Source organism: Pseudoalteromonas luteoviolacea (assembly GCF_000814765.1).
Classification (GTDB): Bacteria; Pseudomonadota; Gammaproteobacteria; order Enterobacterales; family Alteromonadaceae; genus Pseudoalteromonas; species Pseudoalteromonas luteoviolacea_H.
This window is the reverse complement of record NZ_JWIC01000009.1, coordinates 19,726-32,482: the sequence shown is the minus strand read 5'-3', so window position 1 is coordinate 32,482 and position 12,757 is coordinate 19,726. Positions and strand designations below refer to the sequence as shown.

13 protein-coding genes are annotated in these 12,757 nt (G+C 44.3%); 6 read left to right on the top strand and 7 right to left on the bottom strand.

The features are described from left to right. Nucleotides 1-164: 164 nt before the first annotated feature. Nucleotides 165-554 (top strand): YbaN family protein, encoded by a 390-nt coding sequence (locus tag JF50_RS20895; RefSeq protein WP_039611314.1) that lies wholly within the window; start codon nucleotides 165-167, stop codon nucleotides 552-554. Nucleotides 555-600: 46 nt separating this feature from the next. Here JF50_RS20895 and JF50_RS20890 read toward each other — a convergent pair whose 3' ends face one another. Next, complete coding sequence (locus JF50_RS20890) at nucleotides 601-2,841, bottom strand: TonB-dependent receptor domain-containing protein (protein WP_039611313.1); 2,241 nt, start codon at nucleotides 2,839-2,841, stop codon at nucleotides 601-603. Nucleotides 2,842-3,057: 216 nt separating this feature from the next. Here JF50_RS20890 and JF50_RS20885 point away from each other — a divergent pair, with 216 nt between their 5' ends. The 3 genes from JF50_RS20885 to JF50_RS20875 all read left to right on the top strand — a co-directional run bounded on the left by JF50_RS20885 (nucleotide 3,058) and on the right by JF50_RS20875 (nucleotide 4,660). Further along, complete coding sequence (locus JF50_RS20885; RefSeq protein WP_039611312.1) at nucleotides 3,058-3,498, top strand: DUF4920 domain-containing protein; 441 nt, start codon at nucleotides 3,058-3,060, stop codon at nucleotides 3,496-3,498. A gap of 8 nt (nucleotides 3,499-3,506) precedes the next feature. Beyond that, a complete protein-coding gene (locus JF50_RS20880; RefSeq protein WP_039611311.1) occupies nucleotides 3,507-4,064 on the top strand; it encodes a PepSY-associated TM helix domain-containing protein in 558 nt (185 codons plus the stop codon). A 134-nt stretch (nucleotides 4,065-4,198) separates the two neighbouring features. Continuing rightward, the gene (locus JF50_RS20875) at nucleotides 4,199-4,660 is read left to right on the top strand and encodes a DUF1842 domain-containing protein (RefSeq protein ID WP_039611310.1); all 462 of its coding nucleotides are present in this window, start codon (nucleotides 4,199-4,201) and stop codon (nucleotides 4,658-4,660) included. Here the strand turns inward: JF50_RS20875 and JF50_RS26450 are convergent. The 5 genes from JF50_RS26450 to JF50_RS20850 all read right to left on the bottom strand — a co-directional run bounded on the left by JF50_RS26450 (nucleotide 4,650) and on the right by JF50_RS20850 (nucleotide 9,619). Beyond that, a complete protein-coding gene (locus JF50_RS26450; protein WP_052262625.1) occupies nucleotides 4,650-5,069 on the bottom strand; it encodes a carboxymuconolactone decarboxylase family protein in 420 nt (139 codons plus the stop codon). The genes JF50_RS20875 and JF50_RS26450 overlap by 11 nt on opposite strands. A gap of 99 nt (nucleotides 5,070-5,168) precedes the next feature. Further along, nucleotides 5,169-5,660 (bottom strand): signal peptidase II, encoded by a 492-nt coding sequence (lspA, locus tag JF50_RS20865; protein WP_039611309.1) that lies wholly within the window; start codon nucleotides 5,658-5,660, stop codon nucleotides 5,169-5,171. Nucleotides 5,661-5,744: 84 nt separating this feature from the next. After that, nucleotides 5,745-7,436: a methyl-accepting chemotaxis protein gene (locus tag JF50_RS20860; RefSeq protein ID WP_052262623.1), complete on the bottom strand. Its 1,692-nt coding sequence runs from the start codon at nucleotides 7,434-7,436 to the stop codon at nucleotides 5,745-5,747. Nucleotides 7,437-7,476: 40 nt separating this feature from the next. Then, on the bottom strand, nucleotides 7,477-7,893 hold the full coding sequence (locus JF50_RS20855; protein WP_039611427.1) for a BLUF domain-containing protein: 417 nt from the start codon (nucleotides 7,891-7,893) through the stop codon (nucleotides 7,477-7,479). An 82-nt stretch (nucleotides 7,894-7,975) separates the two neighbouring features. Beyond that, nucleotides 7,976-9,619 carry a methyl-accepting chemotaxis protein gene (locus JF50_RS20850; RefSeq protein ID WP_039611308.1) on the bottom strand — a complete coding sequence of 548 codons (1,644 nt, stop codon included), beginning with the start codon at nucleotides 9,617-9,619 and terminating at the stop codon, nucleotides 7,976-7,978. A gap of 220 nt (nucleotides 9,620-9,839) precedes the next feature. On the opposite strand from JF50_RS20850, the gene JF50_RS20845 reads away from it, so the two are divergent. Together JF50_RS20845 and JF50_RS26445 are read left to right on the top strand one after the other, a co-directional pair. Beyond that, on the top strand, nucleotides 9,840-11,960 hold the full coding sequence (locus JF50_RS20845; protein ID WP_235423490.1) for a TonB-dependent receptor plug domain-containing protein: 2,121 nt from the start codon (nucleotides 9,840-9,842) through the stop codon (nucleotides 11,958-11,960). Next, nucleotides 11,950-12,456, top strand: coding sequence for a TlpA family protein disulfide reductase (locus JF50_RS26445; protein ID WP_052262619.1), 507 nt, complete (start codon nucleotides 11,950-11,952; stop codon nucleotides 12,454-12,456). The genes JF50_RS20845 and JF50_RS26445 overlap by 11 nt, the downstream gene beginning before the upstream one ends. Here the strand turns inward: JF50_RS26445 and JF50_RS27280 are convergent. Next, nucleotides 12,453-12,623, bottom strand: coding sequence for a hypothetical protein (locus JF50_RS27280; protein WP_155401336.1), 171 nt, complete (start codon nucleotides 12,621-12,623; stop codon nucleotides 12,453-12,455). The two genes, JF50_RS26445 and JF50_RS27280, sit on opposite strands and share 4 nt — an antisense overlap. Between the last annotated feature and the right edge of the window lie 134 nt (nucleotides 12,624-12,757).

The following is a 12,757-nucleotide window of genomic DNA, read 5'->3' as shown; positions in this document are numbered from 1 at the left end:
CCATACAATAATCTCCCCTCTATTGCATAATTTACTGCATTTTTCGTCTATAATGGAAAAGCAACTGCTGTTAAAATACCGCATGTGTACACACTTATCTTGACCAACTTAACCTGCTTCACAATTGATTAGGCGATACTTGTAAAAAGGAGAAACAGCTCATTATGAAAAAGCTTTTTAACCGCTGTTTCTGGTTACATGCAGCAGGCATTATTTTTGTTGGCCTCGGATTTATAGGCATGGCGCTGCCTGTTATGCCCACCACTATTTTTTTCATCTTAGCACTGGCCTGTTTCTCTCGCTCTTCACCCAAGTTTGAACACTGGCTGCTTACTCACCCCAAATTTGGTCCTTCACTCGTTGCTTGGCGAAAATATCAAGTCGTGCCACCAAAAGGGAAATGGGGTGCAGGGCTGGGCATGTTGATTGGGTATATTATCTTGTGTTTCACAGCAGCCCCTTGGTATGTGCTGGTATTGGTCGCGGTGATAGAGATTGCCGTGCTGACTTATGTACTCACGCGCCCTTCTTACCCACCTATCAGCACCAACTAAATGTATAACAGGCTTATCCCTGAATGCAGATAAGCCAATTGCTGATTTAGAAAGTATAACTGAGCGTTAATTTATAGTTTCGGCCCAGCTCACTCGGATCGCTTGCTTCTCCGGCAGGTGCTCGCACGTAACGCTCATCAGTGACATTATCGACCCCCATGCGCACCACTAAATCTGAAAAACTGCCTGTACCTTGGTATTTAGCAGTCAAGTTGTAAACCTGGTACGATTCGGTACCGTAGCCACGCTCTAAATAATCCTCTGTTAGTCGTGTTTGCGTGCGGTAAGCCAGCATTTGTGCACCCACATCAAAGTTTTCAAATAGGGCATACTGCAAATGTACATTGAGTTTATCTGCCGGCGCTTCAGAATATGCTTGCTTGTCTGTTTCAATTGTTCCTAGAAAAAAGTTAGGCACGCCATAGGCATCCATATCAATGGCTGAATAACCGAGGTACCCGCTCAATTTCCCTAACTCATAATGCATTTCAACTTCCCACCCTCGGCTCACTAATTTACCAATGTTTTTGGCACTGTAGTCTCTATGCGTTGCAACAGGCACGCCATTAGCAGGCTTTGGTCCGGGCGCACCGGGTTGCTTTACTCCCTGAGCATCGAGATAGTACATAAACGGCACATTATCGATAAAGTTTTTAATGCTATTGTCAAAATAAAGGGCTTTTAGCTCGAACTTACCTCCCCAACTCATCTCATCTAAAAAGAGACCAAATCCACCTTCTAGGTTTTCAGATTCCTCAGGTTTGAGATCAGGTTGCGGCTCGTTGTAGCAAAATTTGCCACCGATATGGCAGCGCCACTCTCGTTTCTTATACAACTCTTGTACACTCGGGGCACGAAATGCCTCCGCATATTTGATGTAAAAATTAAAGTAGTCGGTGACTTTTAATGTCACACCCAATTCACTGGATAGCGCGTCATCATCATGGTCGTCATATTGGGTATACACGTCACTACTGCGCTTGTAGCCATCATAACGCAGGCCTGCTGTTATCAAGATATCATCGTCCACAAGCGACACTTGATCGATCACTGATAACGAAATATTGTGCGCATCACTTTCACCGTATTCAGATGTTCTGATCTGATTTTCATCAAACTCAGACTGCTCAAACTGTTCAAAGTCATAGTTAAATTCAACTGCGATTTGATGGTCAAAAGACGCACTTAAGTCAAATAGGTTTGCGAGTCGGGCACCGTAACGTTTAGAGTTTCCATATTTACTCCCAGAGAAGTCTACCTGCTGACCACGTCGGATAATATAGCCTAAGGTATGGTCGTCATAGGATTTATCTGAGTAGACAAATTGTGCGTCAAAATCAATATAAGGGTTGTCAGGCTGATAGACATAAGTCGATGCAATCTCTAAGTAATCATTACTGAAATTTTTTGACAGTGTCGGATACATCAATCCCAAACGCGCACTTAAGTTATAGGGCTGATCATTGGAGCGCGTTTTAGACCAATCAATCTTACTCTGTACACTGTGCGCGTTATCAATAAACCACATGTTCTTGAGCGCGATATTTTGTCGCTCTGAATCATTTTTAATGGTGTTTAATTTGGCAGCCTCTGTTATTGCCTGCGCTTCACTGTCTTGCTCGGTGTTCCCGACCACATCGACATCAGAATAGCGCACCGTACTGAGGTGCACTACCGTATCCATATGCTCAGATAAAGCAAACAAAGTGCCTGTAAGTTGATTGCTATCACCATTGGTTTGATGCGTCGCACTCACATGAGAACCAAACCCGTATGCTCCATTTAAGTAATCACTGGCATCTTTAGTGGTTAAACGAATACTACCTCCAATGGCACCGGACCCCACCGTCAGCGAGTCCGCACCACGCAAAACTTGCACCTGCTTTAACTGACTTGGATCCACACCTAAACTATTAATGGACGCAAGGTTACTGCCGCCATCAGACTCAATTTTACGTTTTACATTGTCAACTGAGATATGGATCCGTTCACCGTACAGACCACGGATACTGGGTTGTGCAGCCAAAGGCGCAGCACTACCGGTTAATTCAACTCCAGGGATCTCTCGCAATATTTGTGTCAATTCAGCCTGCTGACGACGTGCCATAGCTTCACTGTCCAATACCGTCACCGACCCTGCTGCATCTTTATTAATCACAGATAACTTATGTCCGTGGACTTCTATCACATCTTCAATGTTGTTGGGTTTTGCAGCGTTGGCAAACGCCTCCATTGTGCCTAATGCATATAGTAAACCCAGAGAAAGCGCCGAGCGTGTAAATTTCATGTCCTTATAAACCTTAAATGATAATAATAATGAATCGCATTTGAAATGAAGGGCTAGAATAATTAAACTAAGCGCTCAAAGCAATAACCAAATAACTAAAAGTTATAAATAAATCGGTACTATTTACCTAGAAAAATAGCGTGAACAATATTCCAACGCCGTCAATTTTGTCGTAACGTATTGTTCTAGCGAATACATTCAGATTAAGGAAAAGATATGAAAGCGGTTCTGGCCCCAATAATGATGATCGGTACGCTGGTGTTGAGCCAAGCGGCGCTTGCTAAAACATACAATGGCGGCGCGGATATGAGCAAGTTAATCCCTATTTCTACACTCTTAAATGACGCACAAAAATACACGACAGAGCCCGTGACGATTAAGGGCACAGTGACACGAGTATGCCAAAAGCGCGGTTGTTGGATGCAATTGGCCAGTGATAAAAAATTTCAAACTTTGCGCGTCAAAGTGCGTGATGGCGATATGGTCTTTCCGATGACAGCACAAGGTAAAACCGCGTTCGCCACGGGTACTTTAAAAATACACCCCCTTACCCTTAAGCAAACAAATCAAAGGCGTAAAGCACAAAACTTAGCGCCCGTTGAGACCGCACAAGTATTACACCTTTTTGCGCCAGTCGCTGTGACCATTGAAGACTAGGTGGCGCCATGTCGTGGTTTAAACTCAACCGTAGCCTGCATCGAGATATTGGGTATTTTTGTATTGGTATGACTTTGGTGTTTGCTATTTCGGGGATCGCGTTGAATCATATACATCAGTTTAACTCTAACTATCAAGTGACCCGTACTAGCCATACCATACCACTCTCTGGCGTTGACATAGAAACCGACGAATTTGAATCAACACTGCTAACGGCACTGCGCTTAGAAGACAAAATAAAAGCACGTTTTTGGCAAGACCAAACAACTTACAAGCTATTTTTAGAAAAAGACACCACACTCTATTTGTACCCCCAACAAAATGAAGTGTTAATTGAACAAGTAAAACCACGATTTTTGCTGCGACAACTGAATTTTCTCCACCTCAATGAAGCACGGGCTGCATGGATGTGGTTTTCTGATTTTTATGCCATCTTACTGATTTATTTAGCCCTATCGGCACTGTTCATGGTCAAAGGAAAGCGCGGTGTTTTAGGTCCAAGAGGCCTGTTAGTCTTGGCTGGCGTTGCGGTACCAGCAGCTTTCATCGTGTTCTATTCATCATAAGTAAGTGGTTACATACAAAATTCAATTCTGTAATGTACTGTAATGGCATAACGCCACGAAGCACTCTAGATTAAAAGCACACGACTGCAAAATACACAGCAGTGTGCTTGATCTTTCGCACGGTGAACACAGGTATGCAAATGACACAATGTGGTATCAACGGATTATTTCTAATTAACTACTTAATTGGCCTCAAACCACATGCGCCCCAGTGCCAAGTATCAATGCTGGTTTATACACCTGACAAAACGCTATCAGGGCGGGCAAAAATGTTTCCTGCTCCGTGCAGCGAAACCGCACTGATGTTTCATCTCAATGGCGAATTTCATTACCGATATACATCTGGAACCAAACAGATTGCCGCCAATCTCTTGGGCCAGCATACTCACGCAGGTTCACATCACCAAAACGCCGCTTGTCACTATATGAAACTGGATATCCTACTAAATCCCCATTGGCGTACAGGGCACGCTGAGCTATATTATCGAGACCTTTGTGATGGCGCTTGGCAATATACAAAGCAATTAAACGTCACACAAACACACACCAACCACATTTCCGAGCTCTCGCAACTTGCCTTACAAGTTAAAAATTAAACCCGATTGCGATACGGTTCCAGTTGTTGATCTGTAACGCCAGCCCTATCACAGCCAGTTGCTGTACTTGTGTTAATGGTCGCTGCGACTTAGCCTCCATCTCAAATGGCAAGGACTTAGTCACCGCGCCGGCAAGTTGCAAAGCAGCCTGATCAAAAGGGCTAAGTAACGACAGCTCTGATCCAGTCAGCGCTCTATGCATTTGATCGAACACGTCTCTTGTAACACCGTTTTTCAAAGCTTCTGCGTGCATGCTTTGACAATACTGGCAGCCATTAATTTTCGATACATAAAGGCGAATTAAGTGCACTGTGGCATCAGGAATAATCTGCTCTGCTGATTCCCCCAGAGTCGCCAATGCGGATGGTATAAATGTATAATGTGTGAAAAGGTCAGTTTGAGATATCATAGATTGCTCCTATTGATTAGCTATTTAGGAGCTTACGCCGATTCATCACAGCAAAATTGGATATTTACGACACCCTGACATCATCTTGCCCAACTATCCCTATTTGTTGTGCACAGACTGAAAGGGGGTACACACCATAATCATCATGGCCCCCAGCAAAATAACGATATCAGCAATATTAAACACGCCGGTACGCAGTGAACCTATCCCAAGGCTAATGAAATCAATCACCGCACCTTGATTGAAAATGCGATCGAGTAAATTACCCAAGCCACCAGCAAATATCAGCGTCAATGCTGTCAGTTGGCGTTTTGATAAGTCATGGCTTTTAAGCATATAGCCGAGCAACGCCAATAGGAATAAACCTATCACCCCGACAAATAAAACCAATCGTTGAGTGGCTGATAACTCCGCGCCCAACGATAAAAATACCCCTAGGTTTTCGGTATAGCCTATGCGGACCATGTCCCCTAAATAGCTGGTCATTTGCCATGCCACTAAACTATCGCTTGCCCACCACTTTGTGCCCTGATCGAGTATCAAACAAATGAGACACACCAGTAAAATATGCCCCGTCTTGTTGTCATTCATTATTTTGCTCCCATGCTGCGAATTCTCACTATAAAAAGCAATTAGTGAACATAAAATGACAACTCGATAAAATATCCTGCTCAATTAGGTCACAAAACGATTAAAGTTGGTATGTAAATCAATAATGCGTTTGGCAATATTATGATTTGCATCGGCGGTTTCACTCGCCCCTTGTGCCGTTTCCTTTGCCAAATCATTAATATTATTTATGTTTTTATCAATATCTACCGCAACCATAGACTGCTCTTCTGTTGCTGTGGCGATTTGTGCATTTAAGTCATTAATTTGCTCAATCGATTCAGAGGCCTCATCCAGCATTTGCTGCGTCTGCTCACTTTTTTGATAGCAGTTATGGGCACTGGTTTTGCCTTTTTCCATACTACTCACCACTTTATTGGCTTCCGTTTTTAAGCGATCTAACAAGTCTTGAATATCTGCTGTCGATGACTGAGTGCGCGTGGCAAGCGTGCGCACTTCATCGGCAACCACTGCAAACCCTCGCCCACTCTCACCGGCCCTTGCCGCTTCAATGGCGGCATTGAGTGCCAACAAATTCGTTTGCTCAGAGATGCTTTGGATCGCTTCCAACACCGAGCTGATATTGTTGGTTTCTTCCACCAACTCGCCTATTTCATCTGACGCAAGATTAAGCTCTGAGACTAAGTTTTCGATGATTTGATTAGTTTGCGTTGCGATGCTTTTTCCTGAATTCACTTTTTCGCGCACCTTTGCCGTGGCTTCAGCCGCGTGCGCTGTACTTTTTGACATGTCCTGAGTCGTCGTGGTCATTTCATACACAGCGGCGGCCACCATCTCTGTTTGATTCTTCTGCTCTGTTACACTTTGCTCTGTTTGACGCATCACATTCATGGCCAATTCTGAGGAGCTGCCTAGGCTTCTTACCACGTCATTGGTGCTTTGAATGGTGGCACGCAGCCCAGAAACAAATTTATTGAACTCTTTTGCCATAGTGCCCGTTTCGTCTTTTGCGGACTCATCCAGCATCACGGTCAAATCACCATCACCACTGGCTATCGACTTAAGCCTTAAAATCAACGCCTCAATGGGTTGTGTGATAGAACGGCCAATAGACAGCGCGACGATAAGTGCAATCACCACAGCCACAATCGCAGCCACAGAGATTAACTTAATCGCTAAAATTTCATCATGCTCTGCTTGGTGCGTTGCTTTTTGGGTAAACGCTTGAACATCAGCAAGGAGGGCAATTAACTCGTCTTTTAATTGATCTTCTTCCTGCTCAATGAGCCTCACTTGCGGCATCAACTCAATGAGTGTTTTTTGTGATAACTGCCCCAAAAGCGCATTGATATCAAGACTGGCTTTTGCATAATGCTTGCTTACCACATCCAGCTCTTGCTGCACTTGCTTAAACTTTTTAGCCGCTTCTTGAGAATGCGCCAGAGTAATAGCTTCTGTCGCGAAGGCCCGAGTATCTTTGATTTCTTTACCCACTTTATCCACGGACGTCACTAGCTGTTGCTCAAGCTGACGTACTTTATCGTTATATTCGGTGTGGCCACTGTCAGCCAGTGATTTATACAACAACATACGTTCCAGTAGAATGGCCTGCTCCAATTGATGCTCTGTAATTTGGGTAAGGAAGTTATTGAGTGGAATATCCTCTTCAGCAATATCAATTAGCTCGTATCCTATTTTGGCCATTTGCACCAAGGCGATGGTACTGACCAACAGCAGCATCGCGAGCTGAATACCACTCATTAAATAGATACGGTGTGCAATTTTTAGTTGATTCATAATCAACACCTTTTGGTTTAGTTATGCAGTTTCAAGCTTCTCAGCACTGTCTAAAATAATGTAAAAGCTGAATTGAAAACTCAGGGTTCTGATTTAAATAGTCAAAACCGTTTTCTTGGTTTAAAAACTCAGATAATCCCTCATGCTCCACAATGTCGCATGTGTCTAATCGCTTAAACCCCATTTGCCACTGTGCAAACAGTCGTTTTTCAACCGTTTGCTCATGCAACTTATTGATCCTTTCATGACGGGGGTCTTGGCAAATGCATGAATATAAATCCTGAACCGCATTTAGCTCACCTTCAAGCAGTTGGATAAACGTCCCTTTGCCATCATATAAAAGTAGCCCAGTGATCCCATTCGTGGTATTTCGCGCTCTGAAGCTTGCCATCATTTTGAGCAAGTCAGGCTCACTTAGTCGATTTTTTGCCTTACTGATATATACGAGTTGAAACATCGTCGTTTGCTTCTCCACGCTCTATACAATTATGAAAGATAAGTACAGCAACCCCTTACCCTATCGATGAACCATGTTGATGCTAACGCACTTTAAAAAAGCTAATAGCGCTGCGCATCCCGGCAGATAATGCATCTAACTTTTGCGTCGCATCTCGATTGGTTTCTGTGACTTCAATTGCGTTATCTGACATCGACGCAATCGAGTTCATCGCCTCAGACACTTCAGAGATTGCCCCCACTTGATCGGCACTGGCTTGTACGACTTCCCTCACCCGCTGCAACGAGTCGCTGGCTTGGGCATCAATGCTTTGCAGTAGCTCTGTTGCTTCTTGAATAAGTGCTTTGCCATTTTCAACTTGAGGCTGAGTTTGCTCCATCGCCTCAACTGAAGCCGAAGTTTCTTTTTGAATTTCACCAATCATGGCTTCTATTTGCGCAGTCGCTTCACCAGTGCGCTTCGCAAGCTGCCTCACCTCATCAGCTACAACAGCAAAACCACGCCCCGACTCACCAGCACGCGCCGCTTCAATCGCTGCATTCAATGCCAATAAGTTAGTTTGCTCTGAGATACCGCTGATCACGTTGGCAATCCCGCCAATTTGCTCCGTATTGGCTTCCAATTTCTTGATCTGTGCAACCGTCCCATTAACCGTCTCAGCAATACGTACAATTTCCGCAGCGCTGGCAGCAATGGCATCACGGCCTTTATCTGCAAACTCAACCGTGGACTCTGAGTTTTCTTCTGTTTTCGCAGTTAATTCACTGACATGATCAATACTGCTACGCAGGTGATCTAGCCGCACCACCGTTTGCTGCGTTAAAGAGGCCTGTTGCTGTGCCGCTGCATAAATATCATCTGAGCCTGATGACACCACCTTCGCTTGCTCAGCCAAATCAGCCGATCCTCCTACTATCTTGGAGACAATTTCAGTGAGTTGTAATTTCATATCAAATAACTTTGACAACATGCTATTGGGATAGTCCGTCGACATGCTTTGGGTGAGATCCCCTTGCGAAATCGCCGACAGAGCTTTTTCGGCTTGGCGTACTTCTCCACCTAGAGCCTCACGTATACTCTTCGCAATCATCAAGCCAATAAATACGCTCACCGCAATGGCCAGTAAGGTTGCACCGATCATAAACTGACCAAACCCACCAGCGACCGCTCGCGCCTCAGGCGTAGCAATTTGATTTGCTTCTTCTTGATAGTCGATAAATTCATTGATCCGCGCCAGCCAAGTCATAAAGGCAGGCCGAGCTTGCTCAAGTACCGCCTCATCGACATTTTCACCGGCCCGCTTTTTCTCAATAATCGTTGCCACCAAAGGTCGTGTGGTGACTTTAATGTCTTCAATACTTTTTAAAATGCGTCTTTCATTATCATTAAACGGCACGCCCTTGGATTTCATTTGCGCCATGCTGTTTTCAGCTTCAATGTAAAATCGCTCTAATTCAGCGATTTCACGTTCAAACTGGCGCAACTCATTGTCAGAGCGGGCGATTGCCACATCTCGAATAGCTATCGCGGTGTCATGCACACTGCCTCTAAAATTAATCGCATATCGCTGTTTTACCGAATTGACATCCGTCATTTGAGCCAAGGTGTCATCTATAAAGTTAACGTCTTTAATCCCTATCCCTGTTAATATGATCATCAAACACAAAATAGCGCCGTACCCGACAGAAAGTCGCTGTCGTATCGTTAATCCCGCTAAAAAGTTCATTTATTCACCTTTTTGTCACTTCCGCTTAGTAAATTTAGGGCCTAATTTAGACCTGCGCCAATTTCAGCCCTGTAAAAAGTTAGCTTTTATTTGTTTTTACTGACAAATAGACCCTATCAAGCGCTTTCTGGTTACAAGGATAAAAAATAAATTATTACTTGCACATGAGGTACATAAACGATTAACATTAATGATAATCATTATCATATAAATAGACATCGTGAATTACCTAACTCCTTCATTAATAACTAGTCTGTTTTTTAGCACTGCGGGCGTATTCGCAAATACTTCAACTTCAGATAAAACAGCGCTTGAGCATATTGAAGTTCAGGGTGTGCAATCTCGATTGCAGGCACGTGGCATTTTAAAAGACAGCATTGCCAGAACAGAGCTGATAGATGCCGAGCAATTAAAAAATATGCAGGCGGCTAATTTAACGGAGGCGATAGATAAGGCATTGGGGATCCGCGTCTCCAATGAATGCTCAATGTGTGGCGCAAAACGCATCATGATCAACGGCATGAAAGGGGAACACACCAATGTATTGATCGACGGCGTACCCATGCACACCATGTTATCTGGGTTTTATGGTATGGATAGCATCGCGACATCAGGCATTGGCACCATAGAAATTGCACGCGGTGCAGGTGCATCCTTGACCGCGCCCGAAGCCATTGGCGGGACGGTGAATTTAGTGTCCCAAAAGCCAACCAAAAATGCCGCTGAGCTAGACATGGCAGTCGGCAACCATGGGTATAGAAAAGTATCCATGGTTGCTATGGGCGTCAGTGAAGATGAGCGCAGCAGCATCAGTGCCATTGCGCAACAAGACAGTCGTGATCAATTTGACGGTGACCACAATGGCGTCAGTGAATCTCCACTTTTAGACAACCAGTCCATTGCCATCACGCTCACCCATGATTTATCACTCGATACAACTATCAAAGCGCGCTATGGCCGCAGTAACTCTGAAGTATTTGGCGGCCCAGTCCTTGGCGATACTACCAGCTCAATCGCCGAGACGTTGGCCAGTGTCAATCAAGGAGAAGCTGAGCGTTTGTTCGTTGATAACCAAGTCGATGGTCGTTATGTCGGTCAACCTTGGGAAACGGCAGAGTGGGTAGACACTCAAAGAGCAGAGTGGCTAGTGTCCCTGCTACACAGTGTGAATGACAAGCTCACTGTCGATATCAGTTATGCCAATGTTGAGCATATTCAAGACTCTTTCTATGAAAGCATTGATTACTTTGCACAAGATGACATGCAATTTGTTAGTGCCAAACTCTATTATGCACTGTCTGACCAACACCTTATCACTCTGGGAGTCGATCACCGTGATGAGCAAATGCGCAGTCACAGCGCAGCACTAGCCGACAACCCACTCTATATGTCTGACAGCTTTGATTACACCGTATCAGGTTTGTATATTCAGGAAACCTATACCCCATCCATTGATTTTGAACTGGCCTTAGCAGTACGCTTCGACCGCATCACCGCAGATTTTATCGCCAATCGAGTAACTGATAACGAAATAGATGAAACCTTGGTGTCTCCACGGCTGGACATGCGCTGGTTTCACCACGAAAACTGGACATCACGGTTATCTGTAGGTCAAGGCTATCGCGCACCACTGTCTTTTTTTGAAAGCGATCACGGGATATTAGATGCTGAAAAAGGTTACTTAGTCGATGTGCATGATGTCGAACGCTCTGTCGGATACAACTATTCACTGAACCACAGTGCGGACATAATCAATGCAACATTGTCACTGGCCTATACACAAGTCGATAACCTAGCCACCCTGTCTCACAACGAAACTGGTACCCCTGTACTAGGCCAATTGTCTAAACAGGCTGATGTGTGGGCTTGGGATCTCGCATTGAGCTATCAACTACTAGAGCAGCTTCAGCTTGGTGCCAGTATTGAGGCTTACAGATACAATGATGAATTTAAGTCCTCCTTTGGCATAGCCCCCACCGAAAAACGCGCCAGTATCAATCTAGAGTTTGTGCAAGCCGAATGGACAGCCACTGCCAATTACCTATTTGTGCCCAGCAGAGACTTGAGTGACTATGGCTATGAGGGTTTCAATGATATCCAGGCACAACAACCAAAAGCCACGGACATCTCTAGTTATGGGTTGCTAGATTTTAAAGTCACCTATGCACTGACAAATGACATTAAGCTATATGCAGGTATGAATAATGCGCTAGATTACAATCAAGCAGCAGATGCACAGTCGCCACTGTTGTTTGACAACGAAGGGGGGTATGACGTCACCTATATTTATGCACCGCTTAGAGGCAGACAAGCATACCTTGGCTTTGACTATGACTTTTAGATCGGCCTCTATACTTTGGCTTTTACTTGTAGCGCCTTTTGGCGCTGCAGCCATAAGCCCTTTCTACCAGTTAAATCTGACCCCAATCACCAAAAATGCACCAAACTACTTATCAGTCTACCAAGGTCATGTGCTGGCAATCATGCTTGTACAACCTGATTGCACCTGGTGTAAAAAGCAATATAAATTGCTCTCTCAGCTCGTTGAGCAACAGCCAAAAAATTGCCATAAACTGGCTGTAATGATGATGGCAACAGGGGGCGACAGACATACCCTAAAAAGGGCAATGAAACGTTATCAAAGTCACTTTCCCATCACTACCTTACCTAATAAGTTGGCGCAGTCATTGACCGTAAAAAGCGCACCACAATTGTTTATTTTAGATAGCGAGGGAGCATTAGTGACCTATCACATTGGTTTTATGCCAGAACATGCTTTACGAAGTGCATTGAATGGGTTAATGGCAAAAACACAATGTAAGACTTGGCTGGGTTAGTTCGCTTTACCCAGCCAGTTTAGAAAGCCTTTTGCATCGGCAGTGTTGGCAAAGTCGATGTAACTTAGGCCTGATTGATGCTTTACTGCCATACGGCATTTATGCATAGAAATTGATTGGACCGGTAACGTAATTGCTACCTGCTGTCCTTGGTATAAGTAAGACATAATAAAACGCTCATTTTTTAATATTAATACCTCTACGTGCACAATGCACAAAGAGATTTATTTACATGATGCCTTATTAAGGTCTGCTGAATAATGCCCACACTCGGTGGCAACATTTATAACCATGATAATGA

Bases quoted from the DNA above. Each gene is read 5' to 3' on its own strand.
- JF50_RS20895 (WP_039611314.1), top strand. From the start codon at position 165: ATGAAAAAGCTTTTTAACCGCTGTTTCTGGTTACATGCAGCAGGCATT.
- JF50_RS20890 (WP_039611313.1), bottom strand. From the start codon at position 2,841: ATGAAATTTACACGCTCGGCGCTTTCTCTGGGTTTACTATATGCATTA.
- JF50_RS20885 (WP_039611312.1), top strand. From the start codon at position 3,058: ATGAAAGCGGTTCTGGCCCCAATAATGATGATCGGTACGCTGGTGTTG.
- JF50_RS20880 (WP_039611311.1), top strand. From the start codon at position 3,507: ATGTCGTGGTTTAAACTCAACCGTAGCCTGCATCGAGATATTGGGTAT.
- JF50_RS20875 (WP_039611310.1), top strand. From the start codon at position 4,199: ATGCAAATGACACAATGTGGTATCAACGGATTATTTCTAATTAACTAC.
- JF50_RS26450 (WP_052262625.1), bottom strand. From the start codon at position 5,069: ATGATATCTCAAACTGACCTTTTCACACATTATACATTTATACCATCC.
- lspA (WP_039611309.1), bottom strand. From the start codon at position 5,660: ATGAATGACAACAAGACGGGGCATATTTTACTGGTGTGTCTCATTTGT.
- JF50_RS20860 (WP_052262623.1), bottom strand. From the start codon at position 7,436: ATGAATCAACTAAAAATTGCACACCGTATCTATTTAATGAGTGGTATT.
- JF50_RS20855 (WP_039611427.1), bottom strand. From the start codon at position 7,893: ATGTTTCAACTCGTATATATCAGTAAGGCAAAAAATCGACTAAGTGAG.
- JF50_RS20850 (WP_039611308.1), bottom strand. From the start codon at position 9,619: ATGAACTTTTTAGCGGGATTAACGATACGACAGCGACTTTCTGTCGGG.
- JF50_RS26445 (WP_052262619.1), top strand. From the start codon at position 11,950: ATGACTTTTAGATCGGCCTCTATACTTTGGCTTTTACTTGTAGCGCCT.
- JF50_RS27280 (WP_155401336.1), bottom strand. From the start codon at position 12,623: ATGTCTTACTTATACCAAGGACAGCAGGTAGCAATTACGTTACCGGTC.